Source organism: Rhodanobacter sp. UC4452_H20 (assembly GCF_052978205.1).
The window spans coordinates 2,033,530-2,050,157 of record NZ_CM129662.1 but is presented as its reverse complement, the minus strand read 5'-3'; the positions used below and the strand labels follow the sequence as shown (position 1 = coordinate 2,050,157).

The following is a 16,628-nucleotide window of genomic DNA, read 5'->3' as shown; positions in this document are numbered from 1 at the left end:
CTACTTCGCGGCCAACTGCAGGTGCGCGGTGATCTTCACCTCGGCACCGATCACCGAGGTGTCGGCGTACTCGCCCGAGCCCACGCCGAAATCAAGCCGCTGCACCGTGCCGCTCACGTCCAGCGTGGCGCCGCTCCCGTGCGGAGCGAAGTTCACCTGCAGGCTCACCGGCTTGCTCACGCCGCGCAAGGTGAGCGTGCCGTCGGCGACTACCTGGTTGCCGCTCTTGCGGAAGCCGGTGGTGACGAAATGGGCATCGGGATACTTCGCCACGTCGAAAAACGCCTCGCCGGGTAGCGCCGAATCGCGGTCGCTGTCGCCGGTCTGCACGCTGGCCGTGTGCACGGTCACGTCGAATTTCGATGCGGCCAGGTTGGCCGGGTCGTAGCTGATCGCGGCGCTCCACTGGCCGAAATGGCCCTGGAACGTTTCGCCCTGGAAGGTGCTGCTGAAGCCGAGCGTGCTCGACGCCGGCTGCACGGTGTAGTCCGCCGCGGCGGCCAGGCCGGGCAGGGCGAGGGCAAGCAGAAGAGTGGCGAGGCGTTTCATCGGCGGTCTCCTTCGGGCGGGTTCGCGCGCAGTCGGCCGAACGGAAGCATCCGGCGCAGCACGTTGTCCTGGTCGAACACATGATGCTTCAGCGCGCCGCCGACGTGGGCCAGCAGCAGCAGGACGAGAAACCAGAACAGGTACTCGTGAACGCCGTGCGCGAAGTGGCGCAGCGCATCGTTCTTTTCCGCCAGCGCCGGCAGGTTGAACTGCTTGAACCATTGCAGCGGCTTGCCGGTGACCGAGTTGAACCACCAGCCGCTGAGCGGGATTGCCAGGATCACCACGTACAGCACGGCATGCATCGCGTGCGCCGCCAGCGCCTGCCAGCGCGGCATCGGTTCGTCCGGCGGGCGGCGGTCGAAGGCGCGCCACACGATGCGCAACAGCACCAGCGCCAGCACGGTGAGTCCGATCGACTTGTGCAGCGCCAGCCAGTTGAGCTTGCGCATCGGCGAGCCGGCCAGGTCCATCATCAGGCCGAAGATGCCGTTGCCGATGATCGCCAGCGCGATGACCCAATGGAAGAACTTGCTGACCGCGCCCCATTGACGATCGTTGTTGCGCAGGCTCATGGCTGATCCTTGGTCGACGGTTGCTCGCGGGCGGCTTCCAGCTCCAGCCACACGCTGACATGGGCGCCGATGGAGTTGGGGAAGGCGGTGATGCCGAAGTCGTTGCGATCCAGGCTGGTCGTGGCCGAGAAACCGGCCACCTCGTGCAGTTCGTAGATGGTCCGGGCGGCGCGGTTGAAAGTGAAGGCCAGGTCCACCGGGCGGGTGACGCCGCGCAGGGTCAGCTCGCCGTGCAGCACGCCGTGGTGCTCGTCGTTGCCCGTCACGCCGGTGCTGCGGAAGTGCGCGTAGCGATGCGTGGTGCAGTCGAGCAGCGCCGGCTTGCATACGGCCTTGTTCCAGTCGGCGTCGCCCATGTCGAGGCTGGCCAGGTCGATGTCCAGTTCGGTCGCCGCCGTGCTCCAGTCATCGGGGTCGAAGCGCAACCAGCCACGCGCGATGTGCAGCCGCCCGAACGGCCGCGAGTAGCCGTTGTGGCTGATGCTGAAGACGATCTGGCTGTGCACGGTGTCGTAGCGCCAGGTGTTCTCGGCCGCATGCGCCGCTGCCAGCGGCAACAGCATTGCCGCGAGACTCCACAGCCAGCGGGTTGGAGGCAGACGGAACATGCGCCGAAGTCTGGCCGATCGACGGCCCGACTGCCAGCGCCGGGGGCTGAACGGTGGGTTTCCGTGGTTGATTCAATGAGGAGCGGTTGATCTCGACCTCTGCTCCCTTTTGAGCTTGGGCTTTTGCTCGCCCGCTCCTGCACATACGCGCGGACGGCCACGTCCGCGCCAAGGGCAAAACGTTCAGAACGTGCGCTGCACCGAGTAGTCGGCCAGCGTGGCCAGTGCGTCGCGATGCGCCGAAGGCGGCAGGGTGGCGAGGGCCTCGCGCGCAGCGCGGGCGTGGCGCAGGGCGCGGTCGCCGGTGCGTTCCAGGGCGCCGGAGTCGCGGATCGAGGCGATGATGCGTTCCAGCGAGTCGAGTCCGCCGTGTTCGATCGCGTGGCGCAGCGACTGCGCCTGTTCCGGGCTGGCTCTCTCCAGCGCATAGATCAGCGGCAGGGTCGGCTTGCCCTCGGCGAGGTCGTCGCCGATGTTCTTGCCCAGAGTGCCGGCGTCGCTGGTGTAGTCGAGCAGGTCGTCGGCGATCTGGAACGCGTAGCCCAGTTCCATGCCGTAGTGGCGCAGCGCGGCCACCTGGTCCTCGGGCAGGCCGCCGAGGATGCCGCCCAGTTCGGTGGCGGCGGCGAACAGCACGGCGGTCTTGCGTTCGATCACGGCGAGATAGGCCGCCTCGCTGACGTCGGCGTTGCCGATGTTGAGCAGCTGCAGCACTTCGCCTTCGGCGATGGTGTTGGTGGTGTCGGCGAGGATGCGCATGATGCGCATGTCGTCCAGTTCCACCATCAGCTGGAACGAGCGCGAGTAGAGGAAGTCGCCGACCAGCACGCTGGCGGCGTTGCCCCACAGCGCGTTGGCGGTCTTGCGGCCGCGACGCAGGTCGGACTCGTCGACCACGTCGTCGTGCAGCAGGGTGGAGGTGTGGATGAACTCGATGATCGCGGCGAGCTTGATGTGGTGCTCGCCGCGGTAGCCGGCGGCACCGGCGGCCAGCACGTGCAGCATCGGGCGCAGCCGCTTGCCGCCGGAGGCGATGATGTGGTCGGCGATCTGGTTGATCAGCACCACATCGGAGGACAGCCGGCGGCGAATCAGTGCGTCGACGCGCTGCATGTCGGCGGCGGCGAGGTCGCGCACCTGGGCGAAGTCGGCGGGGCGGTTGGCGTCGGCAGGCATCGAATTCATGGGTGCATCGCAGCGGCGTAAGGCGCGATTATAGGGTCTGCAGGAACTTGCGCCGCGACATGTCGCCGCAAACGGCAGCGCGGGACTCGCCCCTATAATGCGGGCCATGCCCGTCCCGACACCTCTTTCCCGGTGAGCAAACTCTCCAGCCTCGAACGACGCAGTGCGTTGACGCTGGCCTGCGTGATCAGCCTGCGCCTGTTCGGGCTGTTCCTGATCATGCCGGTGTTTTCGCTGTACGCGAAAGCGATGCCCGACGCGACCGGCTTCATGATCGGCCTGGCGCTGGGCGTCTACGGCATCGGCCAGGTGCTGCTGCAGATTCCGCTGGGGCTGCTGTCGGACCGGATCGGGCGCAAGCCGGCGATCACCATCGGCTTGATCCTGTTCGCCATCGGCGGACTGATCGCGGCCATGTCGCATACGCTGGCCGGCATCGTGGTCGGCCGCGCGGTGCAGGGCATGGGCGCGGTGGCCGGCGCCGGCATCGCGCTGGCGGCGGACCTCACCGCCGAGGAAAACCGCGGCAAGGCGATGGGCATCATCGGCGTGTCGATCGGCCTGGCGTTCCTGCTGGCGCTGATCCTGGGGCCGCCGCTGGAGGCGGTCGCCGGCTTGCCCGGGCTGTTCGCCGCCACCTCGATCCTGGCGCTGGTTTCGCTGGCGCTGCTGTGGCTGATCGTGCCCACGCCGGCGCGCGCCCAGGCGCCGGCGGCGGCGGGTTTCGGGGCCGTGCTGGCCATGCTGCGCGACGGCCGCATGCTGGTGTTGAACGGTTCGGTGTTCTTCCTGCACGCGCTGCTCACCGCCAGCTTCGTCGGCCTGCCGCTGCTGCTGGCGAACACCTTGCACCTGCCGGTGAACCGGCACTGGGAGCTGTACCTGCCGGTGATGACGGTCGCCGCGTTCGTGATGGGCGCGAGCCTGCACCACATGCGCGAGGTGGCGCAGAGCCTGCGCATCGTGACGGTCTGCGTGGTGGCGATCGGGCTGGCGCTGCTCGGCTTTGCGCTGTCCGGCAGCCACCTGGCCGCGTTCGGCGTGGCCGCGGCGGTGTTCTTCTCCGCCTTCAACCTGCTGGAGGCCGCGCTGCCCAGCCTGGTCTCGCGGCTGGCGCCGGGGCATCTGCGCGGCGCGGCGATGGGCGCGTATTCGACCAGCCAGTTCATCGGCGCCTTCGTCGGCGGCGCGCTCGGCGGCATTGCACTGGGGCGGCTCGGCCCGGATGGCGTGTTTGCCTGCGCCGCCGCGTTCACCTTGCTGTGGTTGCCGCTGGTGATCGTCGGCTCGCGCCGGATCGGTCGCCAGGCCGCCGGCGAAGCCCAGATCGCGTAGAGCGGGCACCGCCCGCCAGCTCTTCGTGATCCGGCAAACGGCGGGCGGTGCCCGCCCTACGCGATGGACTCGCGCCGGGGTTTGCATTCGCCGATGGGCGGGCCAATGATGGGGACTCGGCGGCTTCGCTGCATCGAGTACGGCTCCGATGGCTCACGAAATCATCGCGCTGATGGCGCAGTACGGCGTGCTGCTGGTATTCCTCAACGTGCTGGTGACCCAGTTGGGCGCGCCGCTGCCGGCCGTGCCCACGCTGGTGGTGGCCGGTTCGCTGGCGGCCGCCGGCGGGCCGCTGGCGCTGGCCGGCACGATGGCCGCGGTGGTGGCGGGCTGCCTGCTCGGCGATTCGTTCTGGTACGTCGCCGGCCGGCGCTACGGTGCCGGGGTGATGCGCCTGCTGTGCCGCATCTCGCTGTCGCCGGACTCCTGCGTGCAACGCTCGGAACTGCGTTTCCAGCGCTGGCGCGGGCAGGTGTTGCTGGTCGCCAAGTTCGTGCCGGGGCTGTCGACCGTGGGGTCGTCGCTGGTGGGTGCGATGAGGCTGCGCTGGCCTGCGTTCATGCTGTTCGACGGGCTGGGGTCGCTGCTGTGGGCCGCGCTGTGGACCGGGCTGGGCTACACCTTTGCCGCGAGCGTCGACCGCGTGCTGTCCGCTGTCGCCAGCGCCGGCACGCTGGCGATCCAGCTGCTGCTGGCGCTGCTGGTCCTGTACGTGCTGGCGCGCTGGTGGCAACGGCGCCGGCTGCTGCACACATTGCGGATGGCGCGCATCACGGTCGACGAATTGCACCAGGCGATGCGTACCGAGCGCGCCCCGGTGGTGGTCGACGTGCGGCCCGAGGCCTCGCGCCAGCTCGACACCCGCGTCGTGCCCGGCGCGCTGCTGGTCGATGCGCAAGGCATCGATCGCACCGTCCACGACATCCCGCTCGACCGCGAGCTGGTGCTCTACTGCAACTGCCCGAACGAGGTATCCGCCGCGCGCGCGGCAAAGGTACTGATCGCCCAGGGTTACCGCCGGGTGCGGCCGCTGCTCGGCGGACTGGAGGCATGGGACGCCGCCGGCTACGGCGTCGAACACGTGCCGGTCGCGGGCGATGCGGTGGACCGGCAGGCGGCAGGTACGCTGGCCTGAGGCGTCGACAGGTACGCACGGCAGACCGGGCCGATACCCACGCTCGTTTCCGCTCCCGGCCGCTGGACTGAGCCCCTCTCGCGGTTATGATAGCCAGCCAGTTTCACCACTCCGGTCGCAACCCCTCGCAGAATTTGCGACCGGCTCAACCGAGGACACATCCATGGCACGTGGCGTCAACAAAGTCATCCTGATCGGCAACCTGGGCTCGGACCCCGAGGTACGCAGCACCGGCAGCGGTACTACCGTATGCAGCTTCAGCCTGGCCACCTCCGAGTCGTGGACCGACAAGCAGAGCGGCGAAAAGCAGGAACGCACCGAGTGGCACCGCATCAAGATCTTCGGCCGCCTCGGCGAGATCGCCGGCGAGTACCTGAAAAAGGGCCGCCAAGTCTATATTGAAGGCTCCATCCGCACCGACAAGTTCACCGGCAAGGATGGCGTGGAAAAGTATTTCACCGACATCATCGCCAACGAGATGCAGATGCTCGGCAGCAATGAAGGCGGCGGTGGCGGCGGCTACCAGCGCGAGCGTCCGCAGGGCGGCCAGCGCCAGGGCGGCGGCAGCTATGGCGGCCAGTCCCGTGGCAGCGACGACCGCGGCTCCTCGCGCCCATCCTCGCCGGCTCCGGCCGACAACGGTTTCACCGACGACGAGATCCCGTTCTAGCACTCACGCCGACGGCGACCGTGTTTCCCGACAGCCCGCCCTTCGGCGGGCTGTTTTCGTGAAGGGTGCGCGAGCCACGACCGCGCCGGAGGTAACCCCCTTGTGGCGCAGGCGAAGTAAGCTGGGGTTTCCCGGTTTCACGTTTCTCCGTCCAACGGGCACGGTCGGCCTGGCGTTCCAGGCCGGTGCGATGCTCCCTCACGAGGGTCACGGCAATGAAAATGCGTTTTGCAGGATCCATGGCATTGGTTGCGCTGCTGGCGCTGGCTTCGTCGGCGTCGGTGGCCGCCGCACTCGCGCCCGGCACCACCGCGCCCACCTTCACCGCCCAGGCCAGCCAGGCCGGCAAGCAGTTCACCTTCTCGCTGGCCGACGCGCTCGGGAAGGGGCCGGTGGTGGTGTACTTCTACCCGTCGGCCTATACCGACGGCTGCGATCTGGAAGCGCATACCTTCGCGGTCAACCGCGACAAGTTCGATGCCGCCGGTGCGACCATCATCGGCGTGTCGGCCGACAGCATCGAACGGCTGGACGAGTTTTCGGCGGACCCGAAGTACTGCGCGGGCAAGTTCCCCGTCGCCTCGGATGCCGAGGTCAAGATCGCGCTTTCCTACGGCCTGGAGGCGATTAAGGCTCGCCCGGGCATGAAGGACGTGCGCGGCGTGGCCATCGACCATGCGTTCATCCCGCGCACCACGTTCGTGATCGCCGGCGACGGCAAGATCGTCGCCACCTTCTCTTCCGAAACCGACCACCTGCGCCCGGACGAGCACGTAAAGAAGTCGCTGGCGATCGTGCAGCGGCTGCGGGCCGGCAAGGCGCCCTGAACACCTGACCGGGGTGGCGGCCGCTCCGGCGCGGGTTCAATCGCGCGGCGTGGCGGTTCGCCTGCGCCCTGCGCGCCGGTATTCGCCGGGCGTCATGCCGTAGCGGTGCAGGAACAGCTCGCCGAAGTGAGAGGGCGTGGCGAAGCCCAGGCCTGCCGCGATGGCGGCGATGCTCTGCGGCGTTTCCAGCAGGCGCCGGCTGGCCAGGTGCAGGCGGTGCGTGCGCACGTAGTCGCTCCAACTCATGCCGACCTGCTGCTTGAAGCGCCGGCTGAAATAGGCGGCCGACATCGCGCACAGCACCGCGGCCTGTTCCGCGCCGGGGGCATCCGCGGGGCGACGGCGCAGGCGGTCGATGGCCGGGCGCAGGCGCTGCAGGCCGCGCATGTCGATGGCAAATTTCTCGGCGGCGACCGGCGGTGCAAGTGCCGCCGCGCGCAGCAGCAGTTCGGCCAGCGGCAGGGCCAGGGGATCGCGTGCATCGAGCCCGGCCAGCCAGTCGGCGAGCTGCTGCAGGCGGCGGCCGAGGGTCCGGCCGGGCCTGGCGCAGAACGGTTTGCGCAGCCGCTCCAGTTCGGCCAGGCGCGCCAGCGATTCCCCGGCGGCCGCCTCGATCTGCAGCAGCACCCAGTCGCGCGGCCCGGCGTCCAGCGCGAAATCGTGCTGGTGCATCGAGGGAATGAAGGCGATGCAGCCGGGCATCAGCGCGTAGCGACGATCCTCGACATCGAAATGGCCCGCCACGCGACCGAACAGCACCAGCTCGTGCACGTCGTGGAAGTGCACGAACGGCTCGCTGGCCGCGGCCCTCGCATCCTGGCGCACGCGCTCGACGCGCAGCGGCGCACCCGGCGGCAGTTCGACGGGTTCGCAGATGGGACGGTCGAGATGGGGCAGCGCCATGGGAGGATTGTCGCCCATCGGCTGGGGCGTCGCGTGGGCTTGCGCCGTCGTGCACGCCGAACTCTCAAGTCGTCATTCCGGCGAAGGCCGGAATCGCACTTCGGATGTGCAGCGAAAATATGTCCGGCCCATGGCTTCTGGGAGCCCTTCAACTCCGGCCTTCCAGGCCTACGCTCTGGGTGAACGGTGTCGGAGGCGAATGGCACTCACTCAAGGCTAATACTCAAGAGTCGTCATTCCCGCGCAAGCGGGAATCCAGTGACTCCAGCTTTCCAGTCGGACGAAAAGACGCTGGATCCCCGCTTGCGCGGGGATGACGGCGGGAAGGGTTGTCGGGGCCGGGCAAGAGGGGCGGGCTCTCGTCCACCGTTCGGGTTGAGCGTAGCCCGCGCAGCGGGCGAAGTCGAAACGTCTCGCTGCTGGTGGACCCTTCGACTTCGTCCTTCCGGCCTGCGCCCAGGGTGAACGGTGGCGAGAGTTCTCAGCGCGCGGGCGTACCCACGATGCGCACCTGCATCGGATGCAGGGTGGCGCCGGGCGAGGCGGGCGCGCCGTGGTCCAGCAGGTCGCCCCAGGTGCTGCCGGCGAGGAGCCCAGGATCGAGTCGCGGCTTTGCGTCGACCTTGCCCAGGTTCACCAGCAGCAACGTCCGCTGCGTGCCTTCCCCGCGCAGGATGCACAGCACCGCACTGTCGTCGTCGCACAGGATGCGCTGGCTGCCCGCGGAGATTTCCGCTCGCGCATGGCGCAGCGCGAGCAGCTGCTTGTACCAGTGGTAGAGCGAATCCGGCCGTGCCTGTTCTTCGCGCAGCGAGACACCGTCGTGGGAGCGGTTGAAGCGGTCCTTCCAGAACCACTGGTCGCCGCGGTACCAGATGGCCGAGCCCGGGGCTTCCAGGTTCGCGTCCCAGCGGAACGCCTCGCGCACCGGGATGCCCACCGCGTCGGTGAGCGGGATGCCGCCGGACTTGCCGAAGTTCTTCGGCTGCACGCCGCGCATGCCCAGTTCCTGCCCGTAGTAGATCAGCGGGTCGCCCTTGAGCATCAGCGCGATGGCAGCGCCGGCACGCGCCTTCGCCGGATCGCCGTGCACCTCGGACATGTAGCGGTCGGTGTCGTGGTTCTCCAGGAAAACCAGCTGGCGCTTGCCTGGCGGCGTGGCGGCGTCGGTGGCGCGGATGTTCTCCACGATGGTCGCCTTGTCCAGCGACACCAGCGCGCCGCGCAGCGGGAAGGCGAACACCATGTCGGCGTGGCCGTTGCGCAGCCATTTACCGCCGTAGCCCCAGTCGGCCTGTTCGGCGAGGATGCGCAGCTCAGGCCGGCGCGTTTTCAGCGCGTGGAAGATCGGCGTCCAGAAGCCGTCGAACAGGTTCGTGTCCAGGCCCTTGTGGTCGAGGTCGTCCATCATGTGGTCGATGCGGAAGCCGTCCACGCCGTCGCGGCCGCTGCCGTCGCCGTGCGGGTCGGCCCAGTACAGCAGCAGGTCGCGGAAGTAGTCGCGCACCGCGGGGTTTTCGAGGTTCACCATCGCGATGCCGATGTCGCGGCCGTCGTAGCCGGCCCACTTCGCCTTGCCGAGGAAGGGCTCGGCCACGCAGTGCTGCTTGTCCTTCCACAGCAGGTAATCGGCATGCTTCGCGTGCGGCTTGCAGATCGAGTCGCGCCACCACGGGTGGCCCTCGGCGACGTACTGGAACTCCTGGTCGAGGTAGACCTTGAGGCCCTGCGCATGCGCGGCGCGGACGAAGGCGAAGTAGTCGTCCAGCGTGCCGTAGGCCGGGTCGATCGCCTTGAACGCGGTGGCGAAATAGTTGTGGTAGTACGGCGAGGGCTGCAGCGGCGTGAGCAGCACGGTGGTGGCACCGAGTTGCCTGATGTAGCCGAGCTTCGCGGTCAGCCCCTTGAGGTCGCCGATGCGATCGCCGTCGGAATCGCGAAAGCTGCGGAAGAAGATCTGGTAGAACACCTGGCCCTGCGGCTGGACGGCTGCCGGTGCGGCGGCGCGCGCCGTCGGCGAAGCCATGCCGGCGAGCACGGCGACGGCAAGGATGGCGATGAGCGAGCGCGCGAGGTTCATGGATCGTCTCCGGTGGTGGACAGCACGTTGCCGCTCGCGCCGGAAGCCGCTGCCTCGGAGTACGTCGGCCGTCACGCGGTGGCCACCTTGGCCTCGAACAATATGGGATTCCCCGGCGTGTCGATGACCTCGCCGATCACCGCGCCCGTGCACCAGCGTTCCCGGTCGGTCTGCTGCATGGGGTTGTCCGGCGCCTTCAGGCGCATGTCGCGATCCATGTAGATCACCGTCATCACCGCGCGCGGCCGCGTGGAGCGGTTGGGGCCGGCGCGGTGGAAGGTCCAGCCGGAGTGGAAGCTCACCTCGCCGAGATCGAACGGTTCGTCCACCACGCGAAAGCCGTGCGCCTCCATGTTGGCGGTGATCGCGTGCTCGCTCTCGTCCGAGATGCCCAGGTCGCGACCGAACTCCACGTGCTGGCTGCCGGCGAAGAACGCCAGCGGCCCCATGTCCTGCGGCACCGCCTGCAGCGGCACCCAGGCGGTGATGGTGCGGTTGCTGGCCAGCGGCCAGTAATACTGGTCGGCATGCGCCGGCGTGATCCCGCCGGCCGGCTCCTTGTACAGCGACTGGTCGTGGTACAGCCGCACGCCATCCACATCCATCAGCGCGGCGGCAAGACCGGCGAGGCGCTTGCCGAACACGAACTCGCGCACCGTCTCGCTCTCGCACCACAGGTTCATCACCTGCAGGAACGCGCGGTCATAGGTGCTGCGCTCCTCCAGCGGCCTGGTCTGCGTGTTCAGCGCAATGGTGAGGCGCGTGATCTCCGCGCCGTAATGCGCCAGCTCCGCGGCATTGAACACCTGCTTGAGCCTGATGAAGCCGTCACGCCGATAGTCGGCGATCTGCTGCGCCGTGAGCGGGTAGGGGCGGTCGAGGTCTATGGCCATGTCGGATTCCTGTCGTGTCGTGCAAGCAGACCCGTAATCGTGGGTTTGCTTGACTTGCGCCATGGTAGGAATCGGGAACGCCGTGAACATCGGCGCTGCTTGTCCAATTGGTCCCTAGGACTGTCGGATTCATGACCTTGTGGGCCAGGCTGCCTGCGGCTGAAGCTATCGGCTGTTCCCGTATGCGATTGGTGACTCAACCGCCAAATGCCTGACCAGCGGATCGAAGCCGGTGTCATTGGACGATCGTGAACCGGATCGAGACACTATGTCGAGCCACCTACAAAACCGGAAATGGCGTCAGGGGCAATCCGTGGCTGCCACAGAGAAAGCTGCCTCCAACACCTTCCGCTCACGGCATCGCGAAACTATTGTTGCCGCGATTGCTGTCGGGCAACGCCAGGTCCGGGTCGATCGTGGCGGATTTCAGCTTGCGCATGCCGTCGACGTGGATCACGTAGCTGCGGTGCTGCATCCAGGTTTCCCACGGCACGCGCACGTCCTGCTTGCTGCCGTCGTCGTAGACGAGTTGCAGGGTGGCGGGCAGCACCAGTTGGTCGAGGTTGGCCACGGTGACGTCGACGCCCTTGCGGTAGTCGCCGTCGGTGTAGGCGGCTTTCTGCACGGCCATGTCGAACTGCCAGTTGTGCTCGAACCAGCCGCGCCAGAACCAGCCGAGGTCTTCGCCGGTGTCGCTTTCCATGAAGCGGAAGAAGTCGGACGGGCTGGGATGCTTGTACGCCCAGGTGGCGATGTAGCGGCGGAAGGCGGGGTCGAAGCGGTCCGGGCCGATGATCTGCTCGCGCAGCAGCACCAGGCCGAAAGCGGCCTTGAAGTAGGTGATCGGGTGGCGGTATTTCTCGGCGATCGCGTCGGCGTAGGTCAGCGGCGGCGGCGCGTCGGCATCCTTCAGGATGGCGGCGATCTGTTCGGCCGGGGTGCCCTTGCCGGGAGCGTATTCGCTGTCGCGCTTGGGCGCGTACTTGCCGCCGTCGAAGGCCTCGGCTTCGTACACGTCGACGAAGGTGTTGAAGCCTTCGTCCATCCACGCGTCGCGGCGCTCGTTGCTGCCCACGATCATCGGGAACCAGCTGTGGCCGATCTCGTGGGCGATCAGCATCTGCAGGTTCTTGCCCGCGGCCTTCTTGTGGTCGAAGGTGATGCCCGGGTATTCCATGCCGCCGGCGGTGCCGGCTTCGTTGATGGCGACGGGGTACGGATACGGGTAGTAGGTGCGCGAGAAGAACTCGACCGACTTTTTCAGGTTCTGCGTGGCCACGCCCCAGGCCTGGTCGCCGGCGCTTTCCACCGGATAGGCCGACATCGCCAGCGCGGTCTTGCCGTCGGGCAGGTTGATGCGCGCAGCGTCCCAGATGTACGCCTTGGACGCGCCGAAGGCCACGTCGCGGGTGTTCTTCATGGCGAAGTGCCAGGTCAGCGTGCCGCCCTGTTTCGGGCGGCTGGCCGGGTCGCCGACTTCGGCGGCGCTACGGATCATCACCGTCGCGTCGCTGTGGCGGGCCTGGTCCAGGCGCCTGCGCTCGGTGGCGGTCAGCACGTCCTGCGGGTTGAGCAGTTCGCCGGAGCCGACCACCAGCATGTCCGCGGGCACGGTGACGCGATAGTCGAAGTCGCCGTATTCGAGGTAGAACTCGCTGTTGAGGTAGGGCTGGGTGTCCCAGCCGCGCAGGTCGTCATAGACGGCCATGCGCGGGTACCACTGCGCCATCTCGAAGATCTCGCCCTGCCTGTTGGCGTTGACGTCGGTGCGCCCGCCGAACTCGCCGGGCACGGTGTAATCCCAGCTGATGTGCAGCTTGAGCCGGCCGCCGTGACCCTTGAGCGCGGTGGGCAGGGTGACCTGCATGCGGGTGTCGCTGATCACCCAGTGCGCCTTCTGCCTGTGGCCGCCGGCGTCTTCCACCTCGACCGAGCGGATGTGCTCGCCGCTGGTGAACTCGGTGGGGAACTTGCCGCCGCCGAACGCGCCGCGCGCATCCTTGCGGTAGCGGTTCTGTTCGATCTGCAGCCACAGCACGTCCAGCGTGTCGGGGCTGTGGTTGGTGTAGCTGATCACTTCGCTGCCGCTGAGCTTGCGCGTCGACGGATCCAGCGTCGCCTCGATGCGGTAGTCGGCGCGGTTCTGCCAGAACGCCGGGCCGGGCTTGCCGCTGGCATCGCGCATGGCGTTGGCCGGCTGCGGGTAGGTGTACGGGGCGAAGGTCTGCAGCGGGTTGAACGCAGGTGCAGCCGTGTCGGCGGCGAAGGCGGGCGACACCAGCAAGGCGGCAAGCGTGGCGGCGAGGGTGCAGGTGAGTTTGTTCATGCGCGGCCTTGGGAAGGGGGCGTGGTGTGTTCGCGGCGACGATGCAGCGCCAGCAGTTCGTGGCAGGCACCCATGGTGTGGTAGTCGGTCTTGCCGGCCGGGCTTTTCTCGTCGCTGATCTTGCGGTTGTCGGGGGTGAGGATGCGGTACCAGGCGCCATGCCGGTGATCCACGAAATGCTCCCACGCGTAGGTCCACAGGCGCCTGTACCAGTCGTCATAGACGGCCTCGCCGGTACGCGCGTGCAGCAGGGCGGCGGCGGCCAGCGACTCGGCCTGCACCCAGAAATATTTTTCGTCGTCGCAGATGCTGCCATCCGGCGCGAAGCCGTAGCAGATGCCACCGTGTTCGTCGTCCCAGGCGTGGGCCAGGGCGCGGTCGAACAGTTCCTTCGCGCGCGGCAGCAGCCAGTCCTGCGGCGTGCCGCGCGCAGCCAGCAGCGGCTCCATGATCAGCAGCAGCTTGGCCCATTCGGTCTGGTGGCCGGGCTGGAAGCCCCACGGCTTGAACAGGTTCTTCGGGTCGTCGCGGTTGAATTCGCGGTCGATGTTCCAGTGGCGATCGTAGTGTTCCCATACCAGGCCATCGGCCTTGGCGGCCTGGTCGCGGGTCATGCGGTCAGCGAGGGTGAACGCGCGATCGAGGTAGCGCGGCTCACGGGTGGCCTGGTAGGCGGCGATCATCGCCTCGCACATGTGCATGTTGGCGTTCTGGCCGCGGTAATCGCTGAAATGCCAGTCGGCATCGGCCTCGTCGCGGTACAGCCGCGCGTCGGCCTCCCAGTAGCGTTGCTCGAGCAGGTTCCAGGTCTCGTCCATCCAGCCGCGGGCTTCCTCGATGCCGGCCTTCAGCGCGGTGGCATAGGCCAGCAGCACGAAGGCGACGCCGTAGGCCTGGTTGGAGCTGTCTTCCGGCCGGCCGTCGCGGATGGTCCAGTGATAGCCGCCGTTGGCGGGGTTGCGATGGACCTCGCGCAGGTAGCGCAGGCCGTGCCGCGTGGCCTCCAGGTATTCGGGGTTGCCGAAGGCCAGCCATGCCATCGCGTAGTTGAAGACGAAGCGCGTGCTGCTGACCAGGTGGCGATGACTGCGGTCGTAGATCGTGCCGTCGTCCTTGAAGTAGTGGAAGAAGCCGCCTTCCGGATCGATCGCGCGCGGATGGTAGAACGCCATCGTCTGCGCGATGTGGCTGCGCAGGAAGTCAGGCGAGCGGAAATCGGGTGCGGCAGTCATGCCTGCTTCTCCATGAAGTCGAGCACCTCGGCGCCACTGGGCATCGCGGCGAACGAGCCCTGGCGGGTGACCGTGAGCGCGCCGCAGGCGGCGGCGAAACGCAGCATCGCGTGCAGCCGCGGCAGCTGGCTCACCAGGTGGTCGAGCCGGTCGGGCGTCGCGTCGAGTTCGGCCAGGCGGCACAGCAGGCCGCCGACGAAGGCGTCGCCGGCGGCGGTGCTGTCGACCACGGTCACGGCGTAGCCCGGCAGCTCCCCTTCGGCATCCGGATGGAACCAGCGCATGGGCCGCGTGCCGTCGGTGACCACCAGCAGCCGGGCGCGACCGCGCCACAGGCGGTCCAGCGCGGCCTGCTCGCCGTCCGGTGCCAGCCACGCGAATTCCTCGGCCGAGAGTTTCACCACGTCGGCCAGATGCAGCGCCGGCCACACCTGCGTCAGTGCATCGGCGCCGGCCGGCCACAACGCAGGGCGCAGGTTGAGGTCCATGCTGACCAGCGCGCCGGCGCCGTGCGCGCGCTGCATGCCTTCGCGAGTCGCGTCGGCGATGGCCGGCCCGGTCAGGCAGTTGGAGCAGACGTGGAACACCGCCACGTCGTCGAATGCCCCGGTGCGGAAATCGGCAACGCGGAATTGCAGATCGGCCGTGCGCTCGCGATGGAAGATGAAGCTGCGCTCGCCCGCGGCATCCAGCGTGACCAGCGCGAGCGCGGTGGGTGCGGCCGTGCGTGACACGTCCGCCGTGCCCACGCCGGCGCGTTGCAGGCCATCCAGCAGGAAGTCGCCGAAGCGGTCGGTAGAGAGCATCCCGGCGAAGCGCGCGTTGCCGCCCAGGCGCGCCACCGCCACCGCGACGTTCGCCGGCGCGCCGCCGGCGAACGGAACGAAGCTGGCGGCGAAGCCGTGCGCGTCGACGCCGCTGGCGTGCAGGTCGATCAGCGCCTCGCCGAAACAGAGGATCGGCCGGGGCGGGGCGGGATCAGTCGACACTGCTGCGGATCTTCGAGCCGCTGATGCCATAGAACACGATGTACAGGTAGCACAGCAGCGGCAGGAAGAACGCGTGCTGCAGGCCGATGTGGTCGGCCAGCACACCCTGCAGCTGCGGGATCACCGCGCCGCCGACGATGGCCATGATCAGCAGGCTCGATGCCTTGCTGGTCATCGGGCCAAGCCGCTCGATGCCGAGCGCGAAGATGGTCGGGAACATGATCGAGTTGAACAGGCCGATCGCGATGATGCTGTACATCGCCGTGGTGCCGCTGCTCAGCATGGTGGTCAGCACCAGCAGCGCGTTGATCGCGGCGAACGTGGCCAGCAGCTTGCGCGGCGAGATCCTGGCCATCAACGCCGAGCCGACGAAACGGCCGAGCATGGCACCGCCCCAGTACCACGAGACGTACTTCGCCGCCTGCTGCTCGCTCATGTGGCCGATGTCGGGCATCGACAGGTAGTTGACCATGAAGCTGCCGATCGACACCTCGGCGCCGACGTAGAAGAAGATGCCCAGCACGCCGAACAGCACGTGCGGGTGGCGCAGCACGTCGGCGAAGCCATGGCGGCCGTGATCGTCCTTGTCGGTGGACTCGGTCAATGCCGGCAGCCGGAACATCCACACGAACAGCGCCAGCAGGAACAGCACCACCGCCAGCCCGATGTACGGGAACTGCACCGCCTGCGCCTGCTGGGTGTCGTAGAGCAGGCGTTGCGCCGGTTCCAGCGCGGCGAGTTCCTCCGGGTTCTTGACCACGTTGGAGAGAATCAGCAGGCCGCCGAACAGCGGCGCCAGCGTGGTGCCGAGCGAGTTCAGCGCCTGTGCCAGGGTGAGCCGGCTGGAGCTGGTCTTCTCCGGGCCGAGCAGGGCCACGTACGGGTTGGCGGCCACCTGCAGCACGGTGATGCCGGTGGCCAGCACGAACAGCGCGCCGAGAAAGGCGGAGTAGAGGTGCAGCGCCGCGGCCGGCCAGAAGCCCAGCGCGCCGATGCCGGCGATCGCCAGCCCGGCCACGATGCCCTTCTTGTAGCCGAGTGCCGCCACCATGCGCCCGGCCGGCATGCCCATCAGGAAATACGCGCCGAAAAAGGTGAACTGCACCAGGATCGCCTGCGCGTAGTTGAGCTGGAAGATCGACTTCAGGTGCGGGATCAGGATGTCGTTGAGGCAGGTGAGGAAGCCCCACATGAAGAAGATCGTGGTGAGCACGCCCAGCGCCAGCCAGCTGCTGGTGTAGGGCGCGCGGGGCGCACCGTGGTCCGGCGCGAGGGGAGTGGGGCGGGGCGGCGTAACGACAGGGGCCATGGCGATTCCGGT

At 68.0% G+C, this 16,628-nt stretch carries 15 protein-coding genes; 4 read left to right on the top strand and 11 right to left on the bottom strand.

The genetic code is table 11. The annotated features are described in order from the left end of the window. The 4 genes from ACVCMC_RS09735 to ACVCMC_RS09720 all read right to left on the bottom strand — a co-directional run bounded on the left by ACVCMC_RS09735 (nt 1) and on the right by ACVCMC_RS09720 (nt 2,917). A complete protein-coding gene (locus ACVCMC_RS09735) occupies nt 1–549 on the bottom strand; it encodes a YceI family protein (protein ID WP_447097114.1) in 549 nt (182 codons plus the stop codon). After that, nucleotides 546–1,124, bottom strand: coding sequence for a cytochrome b (locus tag ACVCMC_RS09730; RefSeq protein WP_447097113.1), 579 nt, complete (start codon nt 1,122–1,124; stop codon nt 546–548). Before ACVCMC_RS09730 ends, ACVCMC_RS09735 begins: the two co-directional genes overlap by 4 nt. Continuing rightward, nucleotides 1,121–1,732, bottom strand: a complete 612-nt coding sequence (locus tag ACVCMC_RS09725; RefSeq protein WP_447097112.1) for a YceI family protein — start codon at nt 1,730–1,732, stop codon at nt 1,121–1,123. The genes ACVCMC_RS09730 and ACVCMC_RS09725 overlap by 4 nt, the downstream gene beginning before the upstream one ends. Nucleotides 1,733–1,915: 183 nt before the next feature. After that, nucleotides 1,916–2,917 (bottom strand): polyprenyl synthetase family protein, encoded by a 1,002-nt coding sequence (locus ACVCMC_RS09720; protein ID WP_447097111.1) that lies wholly within the window; start codon nt 2,915–2,917, stop codon nt 1,916–1,918. 132 nt (nt 2,918–3,049) lie between these two features. On the opposite strand from ACVCMC_RS09720, the gene ACVCMC_RS09715 reads away from it, so the two are divergent. The 4 genes from ACVCMC_RS09715 (at nt 3,050) to ACVCMC_RS09700 (ending at nt 6,884) form a co-directional block, all read left to right on the top strand. Next, entirely contained in the window at nt 3,050–4,252 is a 1,203-nt protein-coding gene (locus ACVCMC_RS09715; protein WP_447097110.1) for an MFS transporter, read from the top strand. A gap of 148 nt (nt 4,253–4,400) precedes the next feature. Further along, nucleotides 4,401–5,387, top strand: a complete 987-nt coding sequence (locus tag ACVCMC_RS09710) for a DedA family protein/thiosulfate sulfurtransferase GlpE (protein ID WP_447097109.1) — start codon at nt 4,401–4,403, stop codon at nt 5,385–5,387. 163 nt (nt 5,388–5,550) lie between these two features. Continuing rightward, nucleotides 5,551–6,057, top strand: a complete 507-nt coding sequence (gene ssb / locus ACVCMC_RS09705; protein ID WP_447097108.1) for a single-stranded DNA-binding protein — start codon at nt 5,551–5,553, stop codon at nt 6,055–6,057. A 239-nt stretch (nt 6,058–6,296) separates the two neighbouring features. Continuing rightward, nucleotides 6,297–6,884, top strand: coding sequence for a peroxiredoxin (locus ACVCMC_RS09700; RefSeq protein WP_447097107.1), 588 nt, complete (start codon nt 6,297–6,299; stop codon nt 6,882–6,884). 36 nt (nt 6,885–6,920) lie between these two features. On the opposite strand, the gene ACVCMC_RS09695 is transcribed toward ACVCMC_RS09700, so the two are convergent. From ACVCMC_RS09695 to fucP, 7 genes are all read right to left on the bottom strand, one after another. Continuing rightward, the gene (locus tag ACVCMC_RS09695) at nt 6,921–7,787 is read right to left on the bottom strand and encodes an AraC family transcriptional regulator (protein ID WP_447097106.1); all 867 of its coding nucleotides are present in this window, start codon (nt 7,785–7,787) and stop codon (nt 6,921–6,923) included. Between the two features lie 481 nt (nt 7,788–8,268). Beyond that, nucleotides 8,269–9,867 carry an alpha-amylase family glycosyl hydrolase gene (locus tag ACVCMC_RS09690; RefSeq protein WP_447097105.1) on the bottom strand — a complete coding sequence of 533 codons (1,599 nt, stop codon included), beginning with the start codon at nt 9,865–9,867 and terminating at the stop codon, nt 8,269–8,271. 71 nt (nt 9,868–9,938) lie between these two features. Further along, entirely contained in the window at nt 9,939–10,760 is an 822-nt protein-coding gene (locus tag ACVCMC_RS09685) for a phytanoyl-CoA dioxygenase family protein (RefSeq protein WP_447097104.1), read from the bottom strand. A 352-nt stretch (nt 10,761–11,112) separates the two neighbouring features. Then, nucleotides 11,113–13,086, bottom strand: coding sequence for a M1 family aminopeptidase (locus ACVCMC_RS09680; RefSeq protein WP_447097103.1), 1,974 nt, complete (start codon nt 13,084–13,086; stop codon nt 11,113–11,115). Further along, nucleotides 13,083–14,318, bottom strand: coding sequence for an AGE family epimerase/isomerase (locus tag ACVCMC_RS09675; RefSeq protein ID WP_447097102.1), 1,236 nt, complete (start codon nt 14,316–14,318; stop codon nt 13,083–13,085). Before ACVCMC_RS09675 ends, ACVCMC_RS09680 begins: the two co-directional genes overlap by 4 nt. Further along, nucleotides 14,315–15,337 carry a carbohydrate kinase family protein gene (locus ACVCMC_RS09670; protein WP_447097101.1) on the bottom strand — a complete coding sequence of 341 codons (1,023 nt, stop codon included), beginning with the start codon at nt 15,335–15,337 and terminating at the stop codon, nt 14,315–14,317. The genes ACVCMC_RS09675 and ACVCMC_RS09670 overlap by 4 nt, the downstream gene beginning before the upstream one ends. Continuing rightward, on the bottom strand, nt 15,297–16,616 hold the full coding sequence (fucP, locus tag ACVCMC_RS09665) for an L-fucose:H+ symporter permease (protein ID WP_447097100.1): 1,320 nt from the start codon (nt 16,614–16,616) through the stop codon (nt 15,297–15,299). Before fucP ends, ACVCMC_RS09670 begins: the two co-directional genes overlap by 41 nt. Nucleotides 16,617–16,628 lie beyond the last annotated feature (12 nt).

What these genes read in the sequence shown, in the direction of transcription:
- ACVCMC_RS09735 (WP_447097114.1), bottom strand. Translation starts at nt 549, where the DNA reads ATGAAACGCCTCGCCACTCTTCTGCTTGCCCTCGCCCTGCCCGGCCTG.
- ACVCMC_RS09730 (WP_447097113.1), bottom strand. Translation starts at nt 1,124, where the DNA reads ATGAGCCTGCGCAACAACGATCGTCAATGGGGCGCGGTCAGCAAGTTC.
- ACVCMC_RS09725 (WP_447097112.1), bottom strand. Translation starts at nt 1,732, where the DNA reads ATGTTCCGTCTGCCTCCAACCCGCTGGCTGTGGAGTCTCGCGGCAATG.
- ACVCMC_RS09720 (WP_447097111.1), bottom strand. Translation starts at nt 2,917, where the DNA reads ATGAATTCGATGCCTGCCGACGCCAACCGCCCCGCCGACTTCGCCCAG.
- ACVCMC_RS09710 (WP_447097109.1), top strand. Translation starts at nt 4,401, where the DNA reads ATGGCTCACGAAATCATCGCGCTGATGGCGCAGTACGGCGTGCTGCTG.
- ssb (WP_447097108.1), top strand. Translation starts at nt 5,551, where the DNA reads ATGGCACGTGGCGTCAACAAAGTCATCCTGATCGGCAACCTGGGCTCG.
- ACVCMC_RS09700 (WP_447097107.1), top strand. Translation starts at nt 6,297, where the DNA reads ATGGCATTGGTTGCGCTGCTGGCGCTGGCTTCGTCGGCGTCGGTGGCC.
- ACVCMC_RS09695 (WP_447097106.1), bottom strand. Translation starts at nt 7,787, where the DNA reads ATGGCGCTGCCCCATCTCGACCGTCCCATCTGCGAACCCGTCGAACTG.
- ACVCMC_RS09690 (WP_447097105.1), bottom strand. Translation starts at nt 9,867, where the DNA reads ATGAACCTCGCGCGCTCGCTCATCGCCATCCTTGCCGTCGCCGTGCTC.
- ACVCMC_RS09685 (WP_447097104.1), bottom strand. Translation starts at nt 10,760, where the DNA reads ATGGCCATAGACCTCGACCGCCCCTACCCGCTCACGGCGCAGCAGATC.
- ACVCMC_RS09680 (WP_447097103.1), bottom strand. Translation starts at nt 13,086, where the DNA reads ATGAACAAACTCACCTGCACCCTCGCCGCCACGCTTGCCGCCTTGCTG.
- ACVCMC_RS09675 (WP_447097102.1), bottom strand. Translation starts at nt 14,318, where the DNA reads ATGACTGCCGCACCCGATTTCCGCTCGCCTGACTTCCTGCGCAGCCAC.
- ACVCMC_RS09670 (WP_447097101.1), bottom strand. Translation starts at nt 15,337, where the DNA reads ATGGCATCAGCGGCTCGAAGATCCGCAGCAGTGTCGACTGATCCCGCC.
- fucP (WP_447097100.1), bottom strand. Translation starts at nt 16,616, where the DNA reads ATGGCCCCTGTCGTTACGCCGCCCCGCCCCACTCCCCTCGCGCCGGAC.